Genomic DNA, 18002 nt, shown 5'->3' on the forward strand with positions numbered 1-18002 from the left:
AAACCGGAAATCATATGCAGCAATATTGGCATACAACCAGTTTGTTAAGCTAGATTGGTTTTAACAACGATTATTATTAACAACGTCAGTAAATTAAATTATGAATCTGGAATCACAACTAAAGGATCTAGTGTGTTCAGAATCACGTGTTGACATGTCCATCAGCCAACTGTTTGATTTTGTTCTTCACTTTACGCACTCATCCGCAAACTCATCGTTCATGCCTTTACTGGCAGAACGCCATAAGCAACGTATTCTCCAAACCTTTCCTCATTTATCCGACTCAAATCTGGCTACGATTTTCAGCCACTCGAGTGACATCGATCATGAGTCACTCTCCCTGACTGAACTTTCCGAAACAGAACGATCTATAGAGCGTCTGGCGCTCACACACTTTCAGCACTGGCTTGAATTCTGGTGTGAATTGGAAATTTATCAGATCAAAGCGCGTTACAAAGATGCATCCGTGGTGTATTTGAACAATCAGAAAGTGTCTTATAACGATGAGGATTATCATTGTGAGCTGATCGCCAACATTGCCGAGTGTGAACAACGTTATATGACGTTGCATTTTGAAACACCGATGCAATTGTCCGATGCCGTTGCCCTGATCAATCTGGAATTGTTTGTTCGCGGCGAGTCCTGGTTTGAAATGCTCAGTTGCCTGGATTTATCGCGCCAGGGTCAGCATCTAGTGATCACACAAAAAGCAGAACCCGGCTTGCCACCGCTGTTGGTGTGTACCGGGTTGATTCAGGACTGGCAAGTGCGTCATCACTGGCTGAGTTATGATAAGCCGTTTCAGAGCAAACCCTGGAATATGTGTTGGTCACCTTATGCAAATGAATGCTTTAAAACTGACGAATTGGTGGTACAGTTACCCACTGTAACATGTGAGACTGCTTCGGAGTTTGACCAAATGTTTGCGCGCTCGCTTGTCAAGCCAGAGCGTATTTGCGAGTTTCTCCGCCTGACCGTCAGTGGCACAAGCCAGCAAAAGCTTTACTATCTGTATCTGGGGCAAAAACTGTCGGCGCAGCGGTTATGTGAACACGGTTATGCGATTGCGCTCACCATTATTGAACAACCGTTTATTCTGGATTATTACAGAGTGATTGACGAAGCCGCTTATACCACCTTGTGTTACTGCGATATTAACCATGATGGTGTTATCACCTACCGGGGATTCTGGAACGTAAAGAACATGCATGCTGAAATGAAAAAGCTCGATTTCCGCAGCTATAAAAAACTGGTTAAGCAGTCTCGTTTACAGCAAGCCCGCGAAGGATTGGCTGATGCTTGATATTCTGCCGTTTGTCTCGATGCTCAACCCAAAATCAGTGACCCTGCTCACTGTCATCGCTATCATTCTGGTGTGGTTAGGCTATTACTGCCTCAAACTCAAACAAAAAGGGGTGGCTGTCTTTGGCAGCTACCATCTGCCTTACATCGCGTATTCGGTCTGCATCGTTTTCTGGATTCTGAGCAACTGTTACTTCCACACCGATCTCTTGGTGACCTCCGGTAAAACCATGGGAATCTACATGGCCAGGTTTGCCAATCTGGCGTCGTACTTTGCGTTCGCATTTGCTTTTTACTTTACCTGCAGCCTGACAGCGATGCAGCAAAAGCGGCCTATCTACACCTGGCAGAAGCTGGTGTTCTTCGGTTTTTCTGGCTACTCCCTCTATATCAATGTCTTCACCGATCTCACGGTTCAGGATATTACTGTGTATGCACCCAGCCAGTTTGCACTCGCTTTTGGCCCGCAAACCTCGCTGTTTTTCACTGTTGTGTTCGCTTTGGTGGTACTCACTCTGGTCAATCTGCTCACCATGCGTGGGGACGGATCACGTCTGCGGCTGACTCGCCGCAACTACATGATTGCCGGCATCCTGATTTTTATGTTCTCAACGGCCGCCATCCATATGGGCGTGACGTATTTCTTCGACGACTTCTCGCTTACCTGGCTGCCACCGGCATTATCAATCAGCGAAATGCTGTTCGTCGGTTACGCGCTGATCACCTCACGTTTTTACAGCAGTAAATACCTGTTCTTTCTGGCACTGACCACCACGGTAACCAGTGTCTTGTACCTGTTGCCACTGTCTGTCGCACTCGACTACAGTTTTTACCAATTTGAACTGATCGTGCTGTACACCGCCATTCTGGGGCTCACTTGGCAACGGGTGTTCAACAGCGTGAAAAAATACACCAGCCTGATGGTGTACAACTCCCCTTTGCCGCCAACGGAACAGATTTACTCTCTGGTAGAAGAGTTTCAGTCTTCGCCCTCTCAGGCCATTCAGAAACTGGCCAAACTGCTTAACGTGCCAAGCAGCAAAATGCAACTGGTTAAAAGCTCGCCAGATGCGGAGCTGTATACCGATTACTTGTCTGAAAATCATGAAGCGCTGGTCTTCGAAGAGATTGAAGACAAACTGGATAATGCCATGAGTCAGGACGCCCTCGCCGCGTTGCACCATAAAATGAGTCAGAACGACGCTGCCATCGTCATGCCATTGTTCGACAGCGGGCACATGATTTCGCATCTGCTGATTTCAACGCACAAACAAGACGGGCGTTTGTTTTCAAACGAAGAAGTGGTCGCGTTGGAGAAGGTGCTCAAACAAGTGCAGGGGTACATCAACTCGGATCGACGCATCCGGCAATCTCAGGCACTGGCCAATTCGATTGCTCACGAGATGCGCAACCCGCTTACCCAACTACAGTTGCACCTGGAAACACTGCAGATCCAGGCGCAGACGCACGCCGAACCTGATGTGCTGATTGGCGAAATCGAAAAAGGCAAAGCCGCGATCCGTCGGGGCAAGCAGTTGATCGACATTATTCTGCGCGAAGTCAGCAACTCGTCGCTCGATCAAGAACCAATGATGATATCATCGATCAAACGCCTCCTGTTGCAGGCCATGAACCAATACGGCTTTGAAAGCGATCAAATTAAAAACCGGGTACAGCTTAACGTCGACAAAGACTTCTCCGTTCGGGTGAACGACACCTTGTTTAACTTTGTGGTGTTTAACCTGTTGCGCAATGCGATCTACTATTTTGATTCCTACCCTGAGAGTCAAATCGAAATTTCGACCCGCGCTAGCTTCCATGAAAATCTGGTCATTTTCCGCGATACTGGCCCCGGCATTCCGGAAGACATCCGGACACAAATTTTTGACGACTTTTTCAGTCACAATAAGAGCGGTGGCAGCGGGCTTGGGCTTGGCTATTGTCAGCGCGTGATGAGTTCGTTCGGCGGCAGTATTCAATGTCATTCAAAGTATGGTCAATACACGGAATTTCATCTTATTTTCCCGACGCTTTCCGTCGAAGGCCCCACTTACGACGAGCCACTGACCACAAAAACGGTCGCGCCAAGCATGTCATCCATCGCCCAGTCGCTCCACATGAACAGCGTCACGCAGAACGTCCCTCAGGCTGACAAAACCATTCTGGTCGTGGACGACAAAGAAGTGCAGCGTGCTCTGGTGAAGCTTTATCTGGAACAACTCGGGTTCGATGTGATTCAGGCCAACAATGGCAAAATTGCGGTTGATATTTTCCAAAATAACCCCATCGACCTGGTGATCATGGACATTCAAATGCCGGTGATGAACGGCTTTGAAGCTGCCACCAAGATCAAACAGTTAAGTCCCACCACCCCAGTGATCGCCTTGTCTGGTGAGTCCGGAAACCGGGAGTTAGAACTGATTAACAGCTTAATGGATGGGCGACTGAGCAAACCGACCAATAAAGCGGATCTGGCCGCGATTCTCAATCAATCCCTGTTCGCCAATCGCTCACCTGTCGCTTAAAACGCTCAATGCCAGCGAAAAGCTGGCATCTTATATGCTTTATTTCGTAGGAACTGACCGCGTGCATTTTTTGCCGCCCATGCGAAAGGAGCATCACCATGGAACTGGATCGCACCACGTATTATGACCTGATTCACCACGGCGTAACGTCCCTGCTAGCGGAACGCTTTGGCCACCACACTGACGTGGATTATCACCACTACCTCAGCCTCACTACAGGCAAATCCTGCTGTTTTGCGATGAGTGATGAGGAACTGCGAAGCGTTGTCGATGAGCTGAAAAACGAAGGCTATCTGGAAGATATCAAGCGTCCGTTAGGACTAAATTCGTCGTCAGCCTGTCAATAATTTGTTTCGTTTTGTCTCTAACGGTTTTGCTGCCGGTAAGTTTTGGTTAGACTGGGGGCAATTCATCATTAGGAACGTATTGAAGTAATGAAGCAACTGATTGATTTTATTCCACTGATTATCTTTTTTGTACTGTACAAGATGCAAGATATTTATGTGGCAACCGGCGCTCTGATTGTCGCCACAGCCGTACAAATCGTTGTAACCTATCTGCTGTACAAGAAAGTTGAGAAAATGCAGTTGATCACGTTTGCTCTGGTCGCCATTTTTGGCTCCATGACCATACTGCTTCACGATGACAACTTCATTAAATGGAAAGTGACGATTGTCTACGTGGTGTTTGCATTGGGTCTGAGCATCAGCCACCTGATCGGCAAATCCGCCATTAAGAGTATGCTTGGCAAAGAAATTACCTTACCAGATAGCGTTTGGAGCCGTATCAACTGGGCTTGGGTTAGCTTTTTCAGCTTCTGCGCAGCGCTCAACATCTATGTTGCCTACGAATTGCCACTGGATGTGTGGGTCAATTTCAAAGTGTTTGGCTTACTGGCAGCCACGCTGGTATTTACCCTGTTTACCGGCGTGTATATCTATAAGCACCTGCCAAAAGATCAACAGAAACAGTGATGCACTGGTCGGTGATGAATTCTCCGGCTCTTTTGATATAATCCTCGATTATTTTTCAGCGGCCCTTTTGGCCGCTGTTTTGTTTAATTGGATGTCAAAATGAGTCAGGAAATTCACTCTCCAAGAGGCCAACTACTACTACGCACTTTAGCGATGCCCGCTGATACCAACGCAAATGGCGATATCTTTGGTGGCTGGATCATGTCCCAACTGGATCTCGCGGGTGGCATTTTAGCCAAAGAAATCTCCAGCGGGCGCATTGTCACAGTGTCTGTATCGGACATTACGTTCAAAAAGCCCGTACGCGTGGGTGATGTGGTGTGCTGCTATGGCGAATGTACCAAAATTGGCCGCACTTCCATGTCGATTAATCTGCAAGTTTGGGTCAAACCCGTCAAAGAACACGGCGTCGGCGAGCGCTTTATGGTGTGTGATGCGACGTTCAATTATGTCGCCATCGATACTGAAGGGCGCCCTCGCCCGATTCAGAACGCGAACTAGTCTCACTATTTGCACCCCAATGGTGGAAAATCCTCTGAGTTAGAGTAAATTAGAGAGACTTACACCTTATAAGGACATCTAATATGTGGTACGTGATTTTTGCACAAGATATTGAGAGCTCATTGGACAAACGAATGAGTGTTCGTCCTCAGCATCTTGAGCGATTACAAGCACTTCAGGATGAAGGTCGCCTCCTCACCGCTGGGCCTATGCCGGCGATCGATTCCGATAACCCCGGTGAAGCCGGTTTTACCGGTTCCACTGTGATCGCAGAATTTGATTCGCTGACTGACGCTCAGTCCTGGGCCGAAGCAGACCCTTATGTCGAAGCCGGTGTCTATGCTAATGTCATCGTAAAACCATTTAAAAAAGTATTCTAAAATGAAAAATTATATTGTAGCCGCGTTGGCTGGCTTGGTTTTAATGGGCTGCTCGTCCAGTTCCAAAGAGCAACGTCAACTGGAGCTGATCGCCAGTAATCGTGCCAACCTGATCATGGCCGAGTTGCCGATTGAGCGTGGTCCGCTGACCATCATGCGTGCCAGCGCCAAAAAGACCACCATCGAAATCATGATGATTTACAACCAGGACGCGCCGGGTGCGAAGCCAATTAAACAGGTTCTGGCACACAGCATGAACAGCTACTGCACCAACGACAGCGTAGCCGCCAACCTTGAACTTGGTATCGATTACCGCATTAAGATGCGCAGTAGCCGTGGCCAATTGATGGTCGATCAGATGGTTAATCGTGATACGTGTAACGCACTGAATAGATAGTAAAAATGCCGCTTTTAAGCGGCATTTTTTATGACTGTATTCAGGCATTTTCAGCCCATTCGCTACGCAGCACTTTCGCTGCCGAGACTAAGTTCGCCAAGGCGGCTTCTGTCTCGCTCCAATTACGCGTCTTCAGACCACAATCCGGGTTAACCCACAAACGTTCGGCCGGAATTTTCTCAGCTGCCTTACGTAACAACCCTTCAATCCATTCTTCGCTTGGGATGTTTGGCGAGTGGATATCATACACACCCGGACCAATCTCATTCGGATAGTTAAACTCTTCAAACGCTTTGAGCAATTCCATGTTAGAACGCGAGGTTTCAATCGTGATCACATCAGCATCCAGTTCTGCCACTGATTCGATGATCTCATTGAATTCGCTGTAACACATGTGGGTATGGATCTGCGTCTCTGGTTTCGCGATAGCGGCCGAGATCTTGAACGCTTCCACCGCCCACTTCAGATACGTTTGATGGTCGCGTTTTTTCAGCGGTAAACCTTCGCGAATGGCTGGTTCATCAATCTGAATGATGTTGATTCCTGCCGATTGCAGATCGTTGACCTCATCACGCAGGGCAAACGCCAGTTGCTGAGCGATCTCTTGGCGACTGATATCTTCACGCGGGAAAGTCCAGCACAGAATAGTGACCGGGCCTGTCAGCATCCCTTTCATCTGCTTTGAGGTCAAAGACTGTGCATAGGTTGACCAGGCTACGGTAATCGGCTGTTCACGTTCAATATCTGCCACGACAATCGCGGGTTTCACGCAGCGCGAGCCATAACTTTGTACCCAGCCAAATTGAGTCGTCTGGAAACCCGCCAGATTTTCGGCGAAATATTCCACCATATCGTTACGTTCGGCTTCACCGTGAACCAGCACATCCAAATCCAGCGCTTCCTGACGCTTCACCGTGTCGGCGATATGCGCCTGCATTGCCTCAATGTATTCTGCTTCAGACAATTGGCCGGCACGATAGGCGCTACGCTGGGTGCGGATCTCGCCAGTTTGAGGAAATGAACCAATCGTAGTGGTTGGCAATAGGGGCAGGCCTAAGACTTCATTCTGATGAACCGCTCGCTCAGCGTACGGCGCACTACGTTGAGCCAGTGCGGCCGTCAGTGTGTTCAAACGAGCTTTCACAGCAGGTTTGTTCACATGGGAGGCTGAACGGCGAGCTAGGATCGGCTGGCTGTAGGTATCGCACGCTAAGATAGCGTCCTGATCCCCATCCAGCGCTTTGCCCAATAGCGCTACTTCCGTCACTTTCTGTTTGGCAAACGCAAACCAGTTTTTAACTTCATCGCTCAGTGCCGGTTCCAGTTCCAGGTCAACAGGGCTGTGCAGCAGTGAGCACGAGCTGGCGAGCCACAAACGTTCTCCGAGTTGTTGCTTTATCGGCTCCAGGCGCTCACGCCATGCCGCCAAATCCGCGCGCCACACATTACGTCCATTCACCACCCCGGCAGACAGCACCCAATCCTGTGGCAATTTCTCAACGACTGCTGCCAGTTGTTCAGGTGCCGCCGACAAGTCAACGTGCAAACCCTGAACCGGCAGCTCGACAATACGCTCAAGCGTGTCTTCCACCGAATCGAAATAAGTGGTCAACAGCAGTTTGACTTCGCCCTGAATCACCTGATAACCCAGCTTAAACGCATCCAGCCAGGCTTTGTCCAGTTCAAGGGCCAGAATAGGTTCATCAATTTGTACCCATTCAATGCCGTGATTCGCCAGTTTACTCAAAATGCCCTGATAGGCCGTCAGAAGACGTGGCAACAGAGACAGACGGTCGAAGCCTTCATCCACTTCTTTTCCCAGATACAGGTAACTCAGTGGGCCCAGTAGCACCGGCTTCACCTGATGTCCAGCAGCGACGGCTTCACCGACCTCTTCAAACAGCTGAGGCCAGCTCACTTCAAAGCGGTCATCCCGGCTGAACTCAGGCACGATATAGTGATAATTTGTGTTAAACCATTTGGTCATGTCAGATGCCGCGCTACCACTGCAACCACAGTCTGATTGTGATTGACCACGACCAACGCGGAATAACGTGTCCAGATCCGGAGCACCGTTTCGATGACGCTTAGGCACATGACCAAGCAATAGCGTGGTCGTTAACACATGATCGTACCAAGCAAAATCGCCAGCAGTAACGTAACTCAACCCCGCATCTGCCTGCGTGTGCCAGTGTGTTTGACGTAAATCCGCTCCCACTGTTTTCAATGCCTGCTGATCAATTTCACCGCGCCAGTACTTCTCTAACGCGAATTTTAGTTCTCGTTTTTCACCAATGCGCGGATAGCCAAGAATGTGCGTTGTTGTCATATCGTTTCCCCTTACTGTTGAATTCTCACCGACAGACAAAAGATGTCTGGATGGCTAAAACTATCGCGCCGTTCCTCAGCTCGAACAAGCGCCAATTATTCAACTTGTTTATTAGTTTTCTTCATAGTGAAGAATTTAACACCAATAGACGTCTAGACGTTTACAACTCCAAATATTCAGAGTAATGTTAAAAGGCTTCATGGAGAGGGGAATTAAAATGAGAGGATTTCATGATTGAGCTAAAACATTTACGGACGTTGACGTCTCTGCGTGATACCGGGTCGCTGACCGCCACCGCGACGGCGCTGCACTTAACGCAGTCCGCCCTTTCTCATCAGCTCAAGGATCTCGAAGCTCGCATTGGCGGACAGTTATTTTTACGTAAAACCCGCCCGGTCAAATTCACCTCAGAAGGTGATATTTTGTTGCGGGTGGCAGATGAAGTCCTACCCCGCCTGGCCAAAGCTGAAAATGAGCTTGCCAGCCTCAAAGAAGATGTAAACGGACGACTGCATATGGCGATTGAATGCCATTCTTGTTTTCAGTGGTTGATGCCAGCCCTCAAAGAGTATCAAGTCGCCTGGCCGAGTGTTGCTTTGGACTTCTCATCAGGTTTCGGTTTCGAACCTTTGCCAGCGCTGCTGGCTGGCGACCTCGATCTGGTGATCACCTCCGATATCCAGCCTCGTTCTGAAGTGCACTACGAACCTTTATTTGATTTTGAGATGCGACTGATTACCGCCACACATCATCCGTTAGCAGACAAAACCTGTATTGAACCGCAGGATCTGGCCGACCAGACCATGCTGTCCTATCCGGTACAAAAGCAGCGACTGGATGTGGTGAAACACTTTCTGCATCCCGCTGGTGTGGAACCCGCGAAATGGAAGCAAGCCGACAACACTCTGATGTTGGTTCAGATGGTCTCAGCCGGTCTTGGTGTCGCCGCCTTGCCAAACTGGGCAATCAGCGAATTTTCTCGTCAGGGGTTGATTGCCAGCCAGCCTCTGGGGAAAGGCTTATGGCGCAGGTTGTTTGCCGCAACGCGTAACGCCGACAAAGAGAAGCGTTATTTGCAGGCGTTTTTCTCCACCGCACGCCAACAATGCAAAAGCCACCTTGAGGGGATCAAGATGGCTTAAAAACACATACAACGGCGTTTAACGCTGATAAGCTTTAAACTGGTTGGTCAGCGGATCGTATTGATAACCAAGCATGTCCAGCTTACCAACCACAGCTTCCACGTCCATCTCATACATGCTGACCAGTTCTTCAAAACTGTCGCATTCCAGACGCAACTTTTCATTCACGATCCCCAGCAGAATAATACTGTCCAGGTTGTTGACGTTGCTTAAATCCATGGGCCACGCTCCTGTGCCAAGTGACGGTCACTCTTTCAAGCGTAGCTGTTAATCATGGATAGAACAGTGAACCTGCTCTAAAGATGAAACAATCCGCTGTTGATGTAAGCACTACCAATCACGCACACTAGTGCGACAGCCAGTTGCACTTTGTTGACCGTTTTGCTGGTAAAAATGTGCCAGCACCAGACAATGATCGCCGTTAACATCACCGCAAAACCGACCAGTATTTGCTGGGTGGCGACTGCCAGCGCCTGTTCATCGAGTGAATAGGCGTGCAATAGTACGATGAGAGCAATCAACATCGCCGCTACAACGCCTGAAAACGGCAAAATACGATGAAATGCCTGCAGACGCGTGCGAGCGACGGTTAACAGAAGATGAGCAAATGCACCACCAAGCAGCAGTACCATCGTCAACATCGCCAACATGCCCGCTCCTGTTGCCTGTCCGGCAATCTGTGCTCCAACAAAGCCAGCAGCCAAACCATCGGCCAGATACATGACCCACATCGGCCCGCGTTCACGGGTTTTCTTGGTCTGAACCTGGGAATAAAAATAAAACAGGGCAAATACGACGAGAAAAGCCTGGATTTGAATTGACGCAATCGCCAACCACAGGATGGCTAGCGCCGGAAGAAGTTTGTGGATACGCCCACGCTGACCCGGACAGATGTCACCTTTGGTCAGCACCAGAGTCAGCACCAGTTGCGCCCCCAACAGCATTGGAGCGAACAGTGTCAGTAGAGATTGAATCATAGTATGTAATATTACAGTCCAGTGTTGGGGCGGATGATACCAGACTGAAAAAAATCCGTCATGCTAATGACCGGATTATCCACGCATCCAACGCAGAACATACGGCCTCCGGTGCGACCCTTTTTGCACCGGAGGCTCGAGAGCTACAAGGTAGGATTATCTACCCGGCGCCACAAACAGACTTTCTGCTGCGAACGCTGGTCAAGCAACCAGGTATACTGACAGTTATTGTCGTAACTGTAACGGCCTGTCTGAACCTGATAAGGCCCTAAACTGCTTCCCTGCAACGACTGGAAACGCCCCTGGTACAAGAGCGAAAAGTGCAAGTGAGGCCCGGTTGAAGAGCCCCCTTCACATAACGCCGTTGAGCGCTGGCTGGCGTACACACCCAATTTAGTGTCTTTGGAGACCCACTGATTATTGGCAACCTGAATGCCATCCATGTGGTAATAATTCGTTGCCCAACCATTAGGGTTGGTTACCCTGACTTGGCAACGTGACATCACGGTGACATAGCCATCATGCGCTGCGGTGACGCTGTATGTCGGCGCGCCCCACGAGGGCCAGTCGTAAGAGACATCGATCGAAGACAACGGGAAGCCGGAGCCACTGTGGGCATGGGGGCCGTTAGGGATCCAGGAATAGCCCTGACGCCAAGGCCACTGCATGAACCCATACGCTGGCGCGAATCCTGTGCTACTTAGCGCCTGCTGCGGTGCGGTTTCTGGCTCTGCGACATCCGGCGAACCAAACCAGGCCTGATACTGATCCTGCCAGCCCTGCCAATCCCCTGGAGATTGCAGTTGACGAACAATCGCCAGCGTTGCGGCATTGTGCTGCTCTGCCGTTAAATTGTCCTGATAATGATAAAAGCGCTGCGACAATTGGTTGGCAACGTCTTTGACCAGCTTAGCAGACGGCACCGTTTCCGCCACCTCATCGGTGAGCACGGCCATGGTGGTTAAAATCACGCGCGGATCCACTCCGGTCGCGCCCGCCCAATGATTGACGGACTCAGCCAACTCTTGCCAGTCCGGCCGATGTTGCTGCAAAAAGGTGCGAATATCGAATGGATGAAAATACGGACGGTACACAAACCCTGAATCCGAAATCAGTCGGTCAGGTACCTGACTAGCGACGAGCATTTCCGGATCCCAATTAGGCGTATCCACTTGCGGGTACAACTGGTGAGCGTACAACCCACCACTGAAGCAAAGCAAAGCCAATCCCAGAGATGTTTTTGAATTCATCTTCCTCTCCAATATTTATGAGCAAAAATGCATATTGAAGTATGGTAAATTTTCCTGTTTCGTTGGTATCACACTTTGGTTCTGAGAGCCATATAGCAGGCAAATGTAAGGAATTGAAAGTGTTAACATGCTCAATGGCGAACTAAAGTTTAGTCATCCAGTTAACTAGTTGTACCTGTATTGTATGTCCTGTTTCCTCCAACCACAGCGGGCCGTACGGTGTAAGTGTCCAGAGATACACAGCAATATTACAGACAATCGTCAGCCACAAAAGCGTTTTAAATGGCTGTTTCTGCGATTTATGACGCAAACGGTGCTGTGCAACCAGCGCTCCGGGCCAGCCGCCTGTAACAGCCAAAAAATGGAGCGTATTTTCAGAGACACGCCAGTCACCAGCGACCGCGGATCGCTTATCGGCCTTGTACACCAAATACGTCAGCGGGCTCAGGCCAAGATAGAGAGAAAGCCACAACCAACCTGTGCCATTTAGCCCCGTGACCATACCGACCAGCAGCAAAAAAACGCCACTCAACTGCACCGAAAACGGTATCGCTTTCAGCCCAGCCAGAGAGACGTCTTTGGCATTGATACGGCCCTGCTTATCTTTCTCTGCTTTAAACGATACCCTCGTATTCACCTTTGGCCGCATTGTTCCTCGGTTAAACTGAGAGATATGCACAAAAACCCGTGATTTACACTGCGATGATACGATAAATCCATACCCTTTCTCATCATTCCATTCAGTAATCTTGCCTTTCAAATCCCGTCCTCGGTTGGCTGCGCGTTCTGCCAATCTAAATGTGTATTCGCGTATCGGTTAAGCGTGTGTTGGTTGACGCTGTCAGAGGTAACTAATTAAAAAATCAAACCATTAAGAAAAAAAACGAATATTACGGCGTAGTCTACTCCAATCTCATGATGCGTTCTCAACAACATTTTGCCTTTTGGTTACAGAAATTGATGTACTTGAGCAATTACATGTTAAACTCCACCGCTATTTTATCAGGCGGATTATTTTCACCTAATATTACTACGGGTGTTCAGCCACGTTTGCGCGCCACCCACTGTATATTCCGTGGCGATCTTCGCCTTGAAGTGCACCATACCGACACTTGCAGGATGCTAGTTGCGAGTCATTAATACGGTGACAACGCAAACCGGTTGACCGGAAAGGGGCGCAGGAAAAACAGCCACAAAGAAACAGCAGCGAACCTGCTAACAATAAACGGTTGTGTAGCCTGATGCGTCCGAGTAAAGTGAGCAAAATTTAAGTTTATGAATACCAAAAACATTAGCGAATATAAAAAGTACTGGGCGGAATGCTTCGGTACTGCACCTTTCCTGCCAACCAGCAGAAAAGAGATGGATGCCCTGGGCTGGGACAGCTGTGACATTATTATCGTCACCGGCGATGCCTACGTCGATCATCCAAGCTTCGGTATGGCCATTATTGGCCGTCTGCTGGAAGCGCAAGGGTTTCGTGTCGGCATCATTGCTCAGCCAGAATGGCAGAATAAAGACGCATTTATGCAGCTGGGTAAACCCAACCTGTTTTTTGGCATCACCGCCGGCAACATGGATTCCATGATCAACCGTTACACCGCAGATAAAAAGCTGCGTCATGATGATGCGTACACCCCGAACAATGAAGGGGGTAAGCGTCCTGATCGTGCCACACTGGTCTACTCACAGCGTTGCCGTGAAGCCTACAAAGACGTACCTATCGTACTGGGTGGTATTGAAGCCAGTCTGCGTCGTATTGCTCACTACGATTACTGGTCAGACAAAGTGCGTCGCTCTGTGCTGTTTGATGCGAAAGCTGACATTCTGTTGTTTGGCAACGCGGAGCGCGCATTGGTCGAAGTCGCCCATCGCCTGGCAGACGGTGAAAACATCGCTGATATGACCAATATCCGCGGCACAGCTGTCAACCTGCCAGCCGTGCCGGAGGGCTATAAAGTCGTTGACTCTTCCCGGATTGAAAAGCCGCGTAAAGAAGCGTTCATTCCGCCGAACCCTTACGAAGTGGAAACCAAATGCGATACCAAGAAGGATGCGACTCAAGCCACACCGATAGCGATTCGTCCTTCACGTCATGACGCGGCGAACACCGCCGTGCGTTTACCGCCGTTTGAAAAGCTGAAAAATGATCGCATCTTGTATGCGCACGCCAGCCGTATCATGCACCTGGAAACGAACCCGTATTCAGGACGTGCGCTGCTACAGCGTCACGGCGATCGTGAGCTGTGGGTAAACCAGGCGCCGATCCCATTGACGACCGAAGAGATGGACTACGTATTCGGTTTGCCTTATGCTCGCGTGCCACACCCTAAATATGGCAAAGCGAAGATTCCGGCGTACGACATGATCAAAACGTCAGTCAACATCATGCGTGGCTGTTTTGGTGGCTGTTCATTCTGCTCCATCACAGAACATGAAGGTCGGATTATCCAAAACCGCTCTCAAGAGTCGATCATTAACGAATTGGAAGAAATTCGTGACAAAGTACCGGGCTTTACCGGCACAATCTCTGATCTTGGCGGTCCTACTGCGAACATGTACCGCTTAGGCTGTAGCGATCCGAAAGCCGAAGCCAACTGCCGACGTCCATCGTGTGTATTCCCGGGTATTTGTAACAAACTCAATACCGATCATAAACACACCATCGACTTGTATCGTGCAGCCCGAAACGTCGACGGCATCAAGAAAGTGATGATAGCTTCCGGTGTCCGTTACGATTTGGCCATCGAGTCACCTGAGTATGTGAAAGAGCTGGTAACGCACCATGTCGGTGGCTACCTGAAAATCGCCCCGGAACACACAGAGAAAGGTCCACTTGATCTGATGATGAAACCCGGTATGGGCACCTATGATCGTTTTAAAGAGATGTTTGAGCAGTACAGTAAAGAAGCCGGTAAAAAACAATACCTGATTCCTTACTTCATCTCTGCCCACCCTGGAACCGAAGACGAAGACATGCTCAACCTGGCGTTGTGGTTGAAGAAAAATGAATTTGAATGTGATCAGGTTCAGAACTTCTACCCATCACCCATGTGTAATGCGACCTCGATGTATTACTCAGAGACCAACCCGCTTAAACGGGTCAAATACAAGCAGCGTGAAGATCTGCCAGTGGCTAAAGGTGAGCGTCAGCGCCGCCTGCACAAAGCGCTGCTCCGCTACCATGATCCAAACAACTGGCCGATGATCCGCGAAGCGCTGATCAACATGGGCAAAAAACATTTGATTGGTGACAAACCAAGCTGTCTGGTTCCTGCTGAAGACGGTGATGTGCTGACGCCGGCGCAACGCCGCAAATCCGGCCGCCATGGCGCGAATCGTTTCGCGACCAAGCACACGAAGAATCAGCCAGGTTTTGGCAATGACAAAGGCACTGGTGGTTCACGCCCCGGTGCGAAAAAACCTGACGGTAATAAAGGCCGACCAGGCAGCAAGCCTCCAGCAGGCGCGAAACGTGGCAATAGCAGCGACAAGAAGCCACGCCACGCTAGAGCTTAGCGAATACAAAAAGGCCCAGTAGTGATATCACTGGGCCTTTTCTTTTGATGGTTCTTTTCTTTGTTAACGGAGCCGTTTACGCAAAATCACGCTCAAATTCGCGCATAAATGCCACCAATGCTTTCACACCCTCTACAGGCATTGCATTGTAAATCGACGCGCGCATCCCACCAACTACGCGATGACCTTTCAATGCGACCAGACCGCGATTTTCCGCCAGTTCCAGGAACTTCGCATCCAGTTCCGGCTTTTTCAGTTGGAAAGGTACATTCATCAACGAGCGGTTGTCCTGGTGAACATTGTTAACGTAGAAGTCTGACTCATCAATGTAGTTATACAAAATTGCGGCTTTCTCGCGATTGATCTGCTCCATCGCTTTTACGCCGCCCTGAGCTTTAAGCCATTTAAAAACCAAGCCAGATAAATACCAGGCAAAGGTAGGCGGGGTGTTGTACATTGAATCTTTTTCGGCCAGCACTTTGTAATTCAGAACGCTTGGTAACAGATCATTGGCCAGTTCCAGCAAATCGTCGCGAACAATCGCGATGCAGATACCTGCCGGTCCAATGTTCTTCTGAGCACCCGCATATATCACACCGTATTGCGACACGTCGATTTCGCGTGACAAAATCGTGGATGACATATCTGCCACAATCGGCTTATCGGTCACAGGCAGATCATTGATTTCGATTCCATCAATGGTTTCATTCGGACAGAAATGGACGTAAGCGGAGTCAGACGCCACCGGCCATTCCGCCGCAGGCACCACTGCCGTCTTACCATCTTTTTCACACTTCGCGACGAAAACATCCGCTTCACAATATTTATTCGCTTCTTTAATCGCGCTTTCAGCCCAGTAACCAGCGTCGATATACGTGGCCTTCGAGGCCCCACCTAACAAGTTCATCGGCACAGCAGCAAATTGGGCTCGTGCTCCACCCTGACAGAACAACACTTTATAATTGCCTGGAATATGAAGGAGATCGCGTAAGTCTTGCTCGGCCTCTTCGGCAACTTTGATGAACTCTTTGCTGCGGTGGCTGACTTCCATCACGGACACACCCAGTCCATTCCAGTTGATCAGCTCTGCCTGAGCTTGTTCCATGACGGCTTTCGGCAGACCAGCCGGTCCGGCGCTAAAGTTAAAGACGTTATTCGGGGAAGGTTCCATGCGTATCATTGCTCCTGCGATGTCAAATATACTCGATTAATACCACTTTTCTACGCCGATAAAAAGCAAGAAAAGAGGTCTTTCGACCTCTTTTCTTAGAGAGTGATTATTTTTTAACGCTTTTGCATCATCATCGGCAGTAACAGCGCCATTAACGGAACTTGATGGCCATTTTCAAATACCACATTGCCGTTTATCAGCTCAGCGTTAATCGTATAGCCCTTGTCGTTCTGAGTGATCATTTCCATCACGATCGCCTCATCAATGCTTTCGCGGATAAACGGATACTCCGCCACCAGCTCATTAGAGAAGAAGGTATTCAGATGTCCGGTTAACACTGGAACAATCAGAGCCGGGTTCTTCGATACATTGTTCGTCCCTTCCGGCACATTCAGTTTCCATTGAGATTCAAACTCACCGCTGCCTAACGTCATTTTCATCTGATTCATCGATAGATAAAAACCTTTTGAAAACAGCGTTTCGATATATGGAATGGCCTGCTGAATGTCACTGTCCGTCAACTGTGGGCTGTTGCGATACAGATTCATCAGTTTGAGGAAGGACACACTGTCCAGATCGCCCAGCGCAAAATCAACATTGAAGTCATTGACGTTGCCGTCAGGCATCACCACTTGTTGGGCTTTGAGTTGATGCACGCTGTTCAAACGCTTTTGCTGCACATCCTCCGACGAGTTAAAGTGATAGCTGGCTTGCTTTAGTTCAAATTTCGCTGTGTCGTCATTCTCAGTCAGCATCAGGTTGCCTACCTGAATAGTCTGATCGCCCAGCCAGAACCCTTCTTGTTGCTTGCCATCACCTTCGCCCTTCACGTCGGTCAGGGTCATTTTTTCCCCCGAGGCAAAGTCCAGTTCAACCGAAGGAACATCTAATGTGTATCCTCCCAAACCCAACACGGTCGCATGCCCTTTCAGGTATGCAGGCGTGGTAGAAACCGTAACCTGATTCTCACCGCCACTGGTGAAGTGCCAGGTGTCCAGATTCAGTTCAAACTGAGTGTTGCCGTTCAATTGCGTCTGCGTGTCGAGCGTTAACGGGATCTCTTGTTCTCCTTCCAGCACCGAGTGCGCATTCAAGCTGATCACGCCATGTTCGACGTCACTTTTCACAGTGAAGTCCGTTGGCAGACCATCGGTTTTGAGTTGCTGGATTAATTCAGGGTCAATCACCGTAAAATGCGTTTCAACCTGAGAAGTGAGATAACCCCGCTCGTATTTTACAATTTCCGCTTTCAGTGATGCGTTATTGAGTTTTTTTACGCCATCATGGATCACATTGTGGCCAATCTGACCAACGGCGAGGGGCCAACACAGGGCCAGCGAGATAGCGCCACCAATGGCACCCAGTTTCTTAAGCTGATTCATAATACTCTTAAAGTCCGGAGTTTTTTTCAGTCTACAACAATATACTCAAAACATTGAGTTAAATCAGAGTATTGTCGTTATTTTGTCATAACGTGAAGATCTCGTACTCAGCTCTCAGCATCGTAGAACAGGCCCTGCTACTGTGTAGTTGGA

The 18002-nt window shown here is 49.2% G+C and carries 15 protein-coding genes and 1 pseudogene; 9 read left to right on the forward strand and 7 right to left on the reverse strand.

Features of this window, described 5'->3' with window-relative positions:
- Nucleotides 1–154 precede the first annotated feature (154 nt).
- The 7 genes from CAG64_RS21195 (at nucleotide 155) to CAG64_RS21225 (ending at nucleotide 6079) form a co-directional block, all read left to right on the forward strand.
- A complete protein-coding gene (locus tag CAG64_RS21195) occupies nucleotides 155–1303 on the forward strand; it encodes an acyl-homoserine-lactone synthase (RefSeq protein ID WP_052035714.1) in 1149 nt (382 codons plus the stop codon).
- Nucleotides 1296–3827 (forward strand): hybrid sensor histidine kinase/response regulator, encoded by a 2532-nt coding sequence (locus CAG64_RS21200; protein ID WP_021703658.1) that lies wholly within the window; start codon nucleotides 1296–1298, stop codon nucleotides 3825–3827. The genes CAG64_RS21195 and CAG64_RS21200 overlap by 8 nt, the downstream gene beginning before the upstream one ends.
- Nucleotides 3828–3925: 98 nt before the next feature.
- Nucleotides 3926–4174, forward strand: coding sequence for a hypothetical protein (locus CAG64_RS21205; protein WP_021703659.1), 249 nt, complete (start codon nucleotides 3926–3928; stop codon nucleotides 4172–4174).
- Between the two features lie 87 nt (nucleotides 4175–4261).
- Nucleotides 4262–4801, forward strand: coding sequence for a septation protein A (locus tag CAG64_RS21210; RefSeq protein WP_161457983.1), 540 nt, complete (start codon nucleotides 4262–4264; stop codon nucleotides 4799–4801).
- Nucleotides 4802–4900: 99 nt separating this feature from the next.
- Nucleotides 4901–5302 carry an acyl-CoA thioester hydrolase YciA gene (gene yciA / locus CAG64_RS21215; RefSeq protein ID WP_021703661.1) on the forward strand — a complete coding sequence of 134 codons (402 nt, stop codon included), beginning with the start codon at nucleotides 4901–4903 and terminating at the stop codon, nucleotides 5300–5302.
- A gap of 83 nt (nucleotides 5303–5385) precedes the next feature.
- The gene (locus tag CAG64_RS21220) at nucleotides 5386–5682 is read left to right on the forward strand and encodes a YciI family protein (RefSeq protein WP_161489357.1); all 297 of its coding nucleotides are present in this window, start codon (nucleotides 5386–5388) and stop codon (nucleotides 5680–5682) included.
- Between the two features lies 1 nt (nucleotide 5683).
- Nucleotides 5684–6079 (forward strand): GspS/AspS pilotin family protein, encoded by a 396-nt coding sequence (locus CAG64_RS21225; protein ID WP_161447772.1) that lies wholly within the window; start codon nucleotides 5684–5686, stop codon nucleotides 6077–6079.
- Nucleotides 6080–6119: 40 nt separating this feature from the next.
- On the opposite strand, the gene metE is transcribed toward CAG64_RS21225, so the two are convergent.
- On the reverse strand, nucleotides 6120–8408 hold the full coding sequence (gene metE / locus CAG64_RS21230; RefSeq protein ID WP_161447774.1) for a 5-methyltetrahydropteroyltriglutamate--homocysteine S-methyltransferase: 2289 nt from the start codon (nucleotides 8406–8408) through the stop codon (nucleotides 6120–6122).
- A gap of 230 nt (nucleotides 8409–8638) precedes the next feature.
- Between metE and CAG64_RS21235 the strand changes: the two genes are divergently transcribed.
- A complete protein-coding gene (locus tag CAG64_RS21235; RefSeq protein WP_161447976.1) occupies nucleotides 8639–9550 on the forward strand; it encodes a LysR substrate-binding domain-containing protein in 912 nt (303 codons plus the stop codon).
- Between the two features lie 18 nt (nucleotides 9551–9568).
- Here the strand turns inward: CAG64_RS21235 and CAG64_RS21240 are convergent, their stop codons facing one another.
- The 4 genes from CAG64_RS21240 to CAG64_RS21255 all read right to left on the reverse strand — a co-directional run bounded on the left by CAG64_RS21240 (nucleotide 9569) and on the right by CAG64_RS21255 (nucleotide 12570).
- Nucleotides 9569–9769, reverse strand: a complete 201-nt coding sequence (locus CAG64_RS21240) for a DUF4250 domain-containing protein (protein WP_021703666.1) — start codon at nucleotides 9767–9769, stop codon at nucleotides 9569–9571.
- 77 nt (nucleotides 9770–9846) lie between these two features.
- On the reverse strand, nucleotides 9847–10527 hold the full coding sequence (locus CAG64_RS21245) for a hypothetical protein (protein ID WP_161447978.1): 681 nt from the start codon (nucleotides 10525–10527) through the stop codon (nucleotides 9847–9849).
- Between the two features lie 143 nt (nucleotides 10528–10670).
- Nucleotides 10671–11777, reverse strand: coding sequence for a M23 family metallopeptidase (locus CAG64_RS21250; protein WP_161447980.1), 1107 nt, complete (start codon nucleotides 11775–11777; stop codon nucleotides 10671–10673).
- A 142-nt stretch (nucleotides 11778–11919) separates the two neighbouring features.
- On the reverse strand, nucleotides 11920–12570 hold the full coding sequence (locus CAG64_RS21255) for a cold shock and DUF1294 domain-containing protein (RefSeq protein ID WP_337247475.1): 651 nt from the start codon (nucleotides 12568–12570) through the stop codon (nucleotides 11920–11922).
- 482 nt (nucleotides 12571–13052) lie between these two features.
- On the opposite strand from CAG64_RS21255, the pseudogene CAG64_RS21260 reads away from it, so the two are divergent.
- Nucleotides 13053–15266, forward strand: a pseudogene (locus CAG64_RS21260) (YgiQ family radical SAM protein); the annotation flags it as partial.
- A 106-nt stretch (nucleotides 15267–15372) separates the two neighbouring features.
- Here the strand turns inward: CAG64_RS21260 and serC are convergent.
- Both serC and CAG64_RS21270 read right to left on the reverse strand, forming a co-directional pair.
- On the reverse strand, nucleotides 15373–16467 hold the full coding sequence (gene serC, locus CAG64_RS21265; protein ID WP_161447986.1) for a 3-phosphoserine/phosphohydroxythreonine transaminase: 1095 nt from the start codon (nucleotides 16465–16467) through the stop codon (nucleotides 15373–15375).
- 113 nt (nucleotides 16468–16580) lie between these two features.
- Nucleotides 16581–17849: a DUF945 family protein gene (locus tag CAG64_RS21270; RefSeq protein ID WP_161447988.1), complete on the reverse strand. Its 1269-nt coding sequence runs from the start codon at nucleotides 17847–17849 to the stop codon at nucleotides 16581–16583.
- Between the last annotated feature and the right edge of the window lie 153 nt (nucleotides 17850–18002).

This window comes from Vibrio sp. V38_P2S17PM301, from assembly GCF_009904845.1.
GTDB lineage: Bacteria > Pseudomonadota > Gammaproteobacteria > Enterobacterales > Vibrionaceae > Vibrio > Vibrio proteolyticus.

What these genes read in the sequence shown, in the direction of transcription:
- metE (WP_161447774.1), bottom strand. Translation starts at nt 8,408, where the DNA reads ATGACAACAACGCACATTCTTGGCTATCCGCGCATTGGTGAAAAACGA.
- CAG64_RS21250 (WP_161447980.1), bottom strand. Translation starts at nt 11,777, where the DNA reads ATGAATTCAAAAACATCTCTGGGATTGGCTTTGCTTTGCTTCAGTGGT.
- CAG64_RS21225 (WP_161447772.1), top strand. Translation starts at nt 5,684, where the DNA reads ATGAAAAATTATATTGTAGCCGCGTTGGCTGGCTTGGTTTTAATGGGC.
- yciA (WP_021703661.1), top strand. Translation starts at nt 4,901, where the DNA reads ATGAGTCAGGAAATTCACTCTCCAAGAGGCCAACTACTACTACGCACT.
- CAG64_RS21235 (WP_161447976.1), top strand. Translation starts at nt 8,639, where the DNA reads ATGATTGAGCTAAAACATTTACGGACGTTGACGTCTCTGCGTGATACC.
- CAG64_RS21205 (WP_021703659.1), top strand. Translation starts at nt 3,926, where the DNA reads ATGGAACTGGATCGCACCACGTATTATGACCTGATTCACCACGGCGTA.
- CAG64_RS21240 (WP_021703666.1), bottom strand. Translation starts at nt 9,769, where the DNA reads ATGGATTTAAGCAACGTCAACAACCTGGACAGTATTATTCTGCTGGGG.
- CAG64_RS21245 (WP_161447978.1), bottom strand. Translation starts at nt 10,527, where the DNA reads ATGATTCAATCTCTACTGACACTGTTCGCTCCAATGCTGTTGGGGGCG.
- CAG64_RS21200 (WP_021703658.1), top strand. Translation starts at nt 1,296, where the DNA reads ATGCTTGATATTCTGCCGTTTGTCTCGATGCTCAACCCAAAATCAGTG.
- serC (WP_161447986.1), bottom strand. Translation starts at nt 16,467, where the DNA reads ATGGAACCTTCCCCGAATAACGTCTTTAACTTTAGCGCCGGACCGGCT.
- CAG64_RS21210 (WP_161457983.1), top strand. Translation starts at nt 4,262, where the DNA reads ATGAAGCAACTGATTGATTTTATTCCACTGATTATCTTTTTTGTACTG.
- CAG64_RS21195 (WP_052035714.1), top strand. Translation starts at nt 155, where the DNA reads ATGTCCATCAGCCAACTGTTTGATTTTGTTCTTCACTTTACGCACTCA.
- CAG64_RS21270 (WP_161447988.1), bottom strand. Translation starts at nt 17,849, where the DNA reads ATGAATCAGCTTAAGAAACTGGGTGCCATTGGTGGCGCTATCTCGCTG.
- CAG64_RS21220 (WP_161489357.1), top strand. Translation starts at nt 5,386, where the DNA reads ATGTGGTACGTGATTTTTGCACAAGATATTGAGAGCTCATTGGACAAA.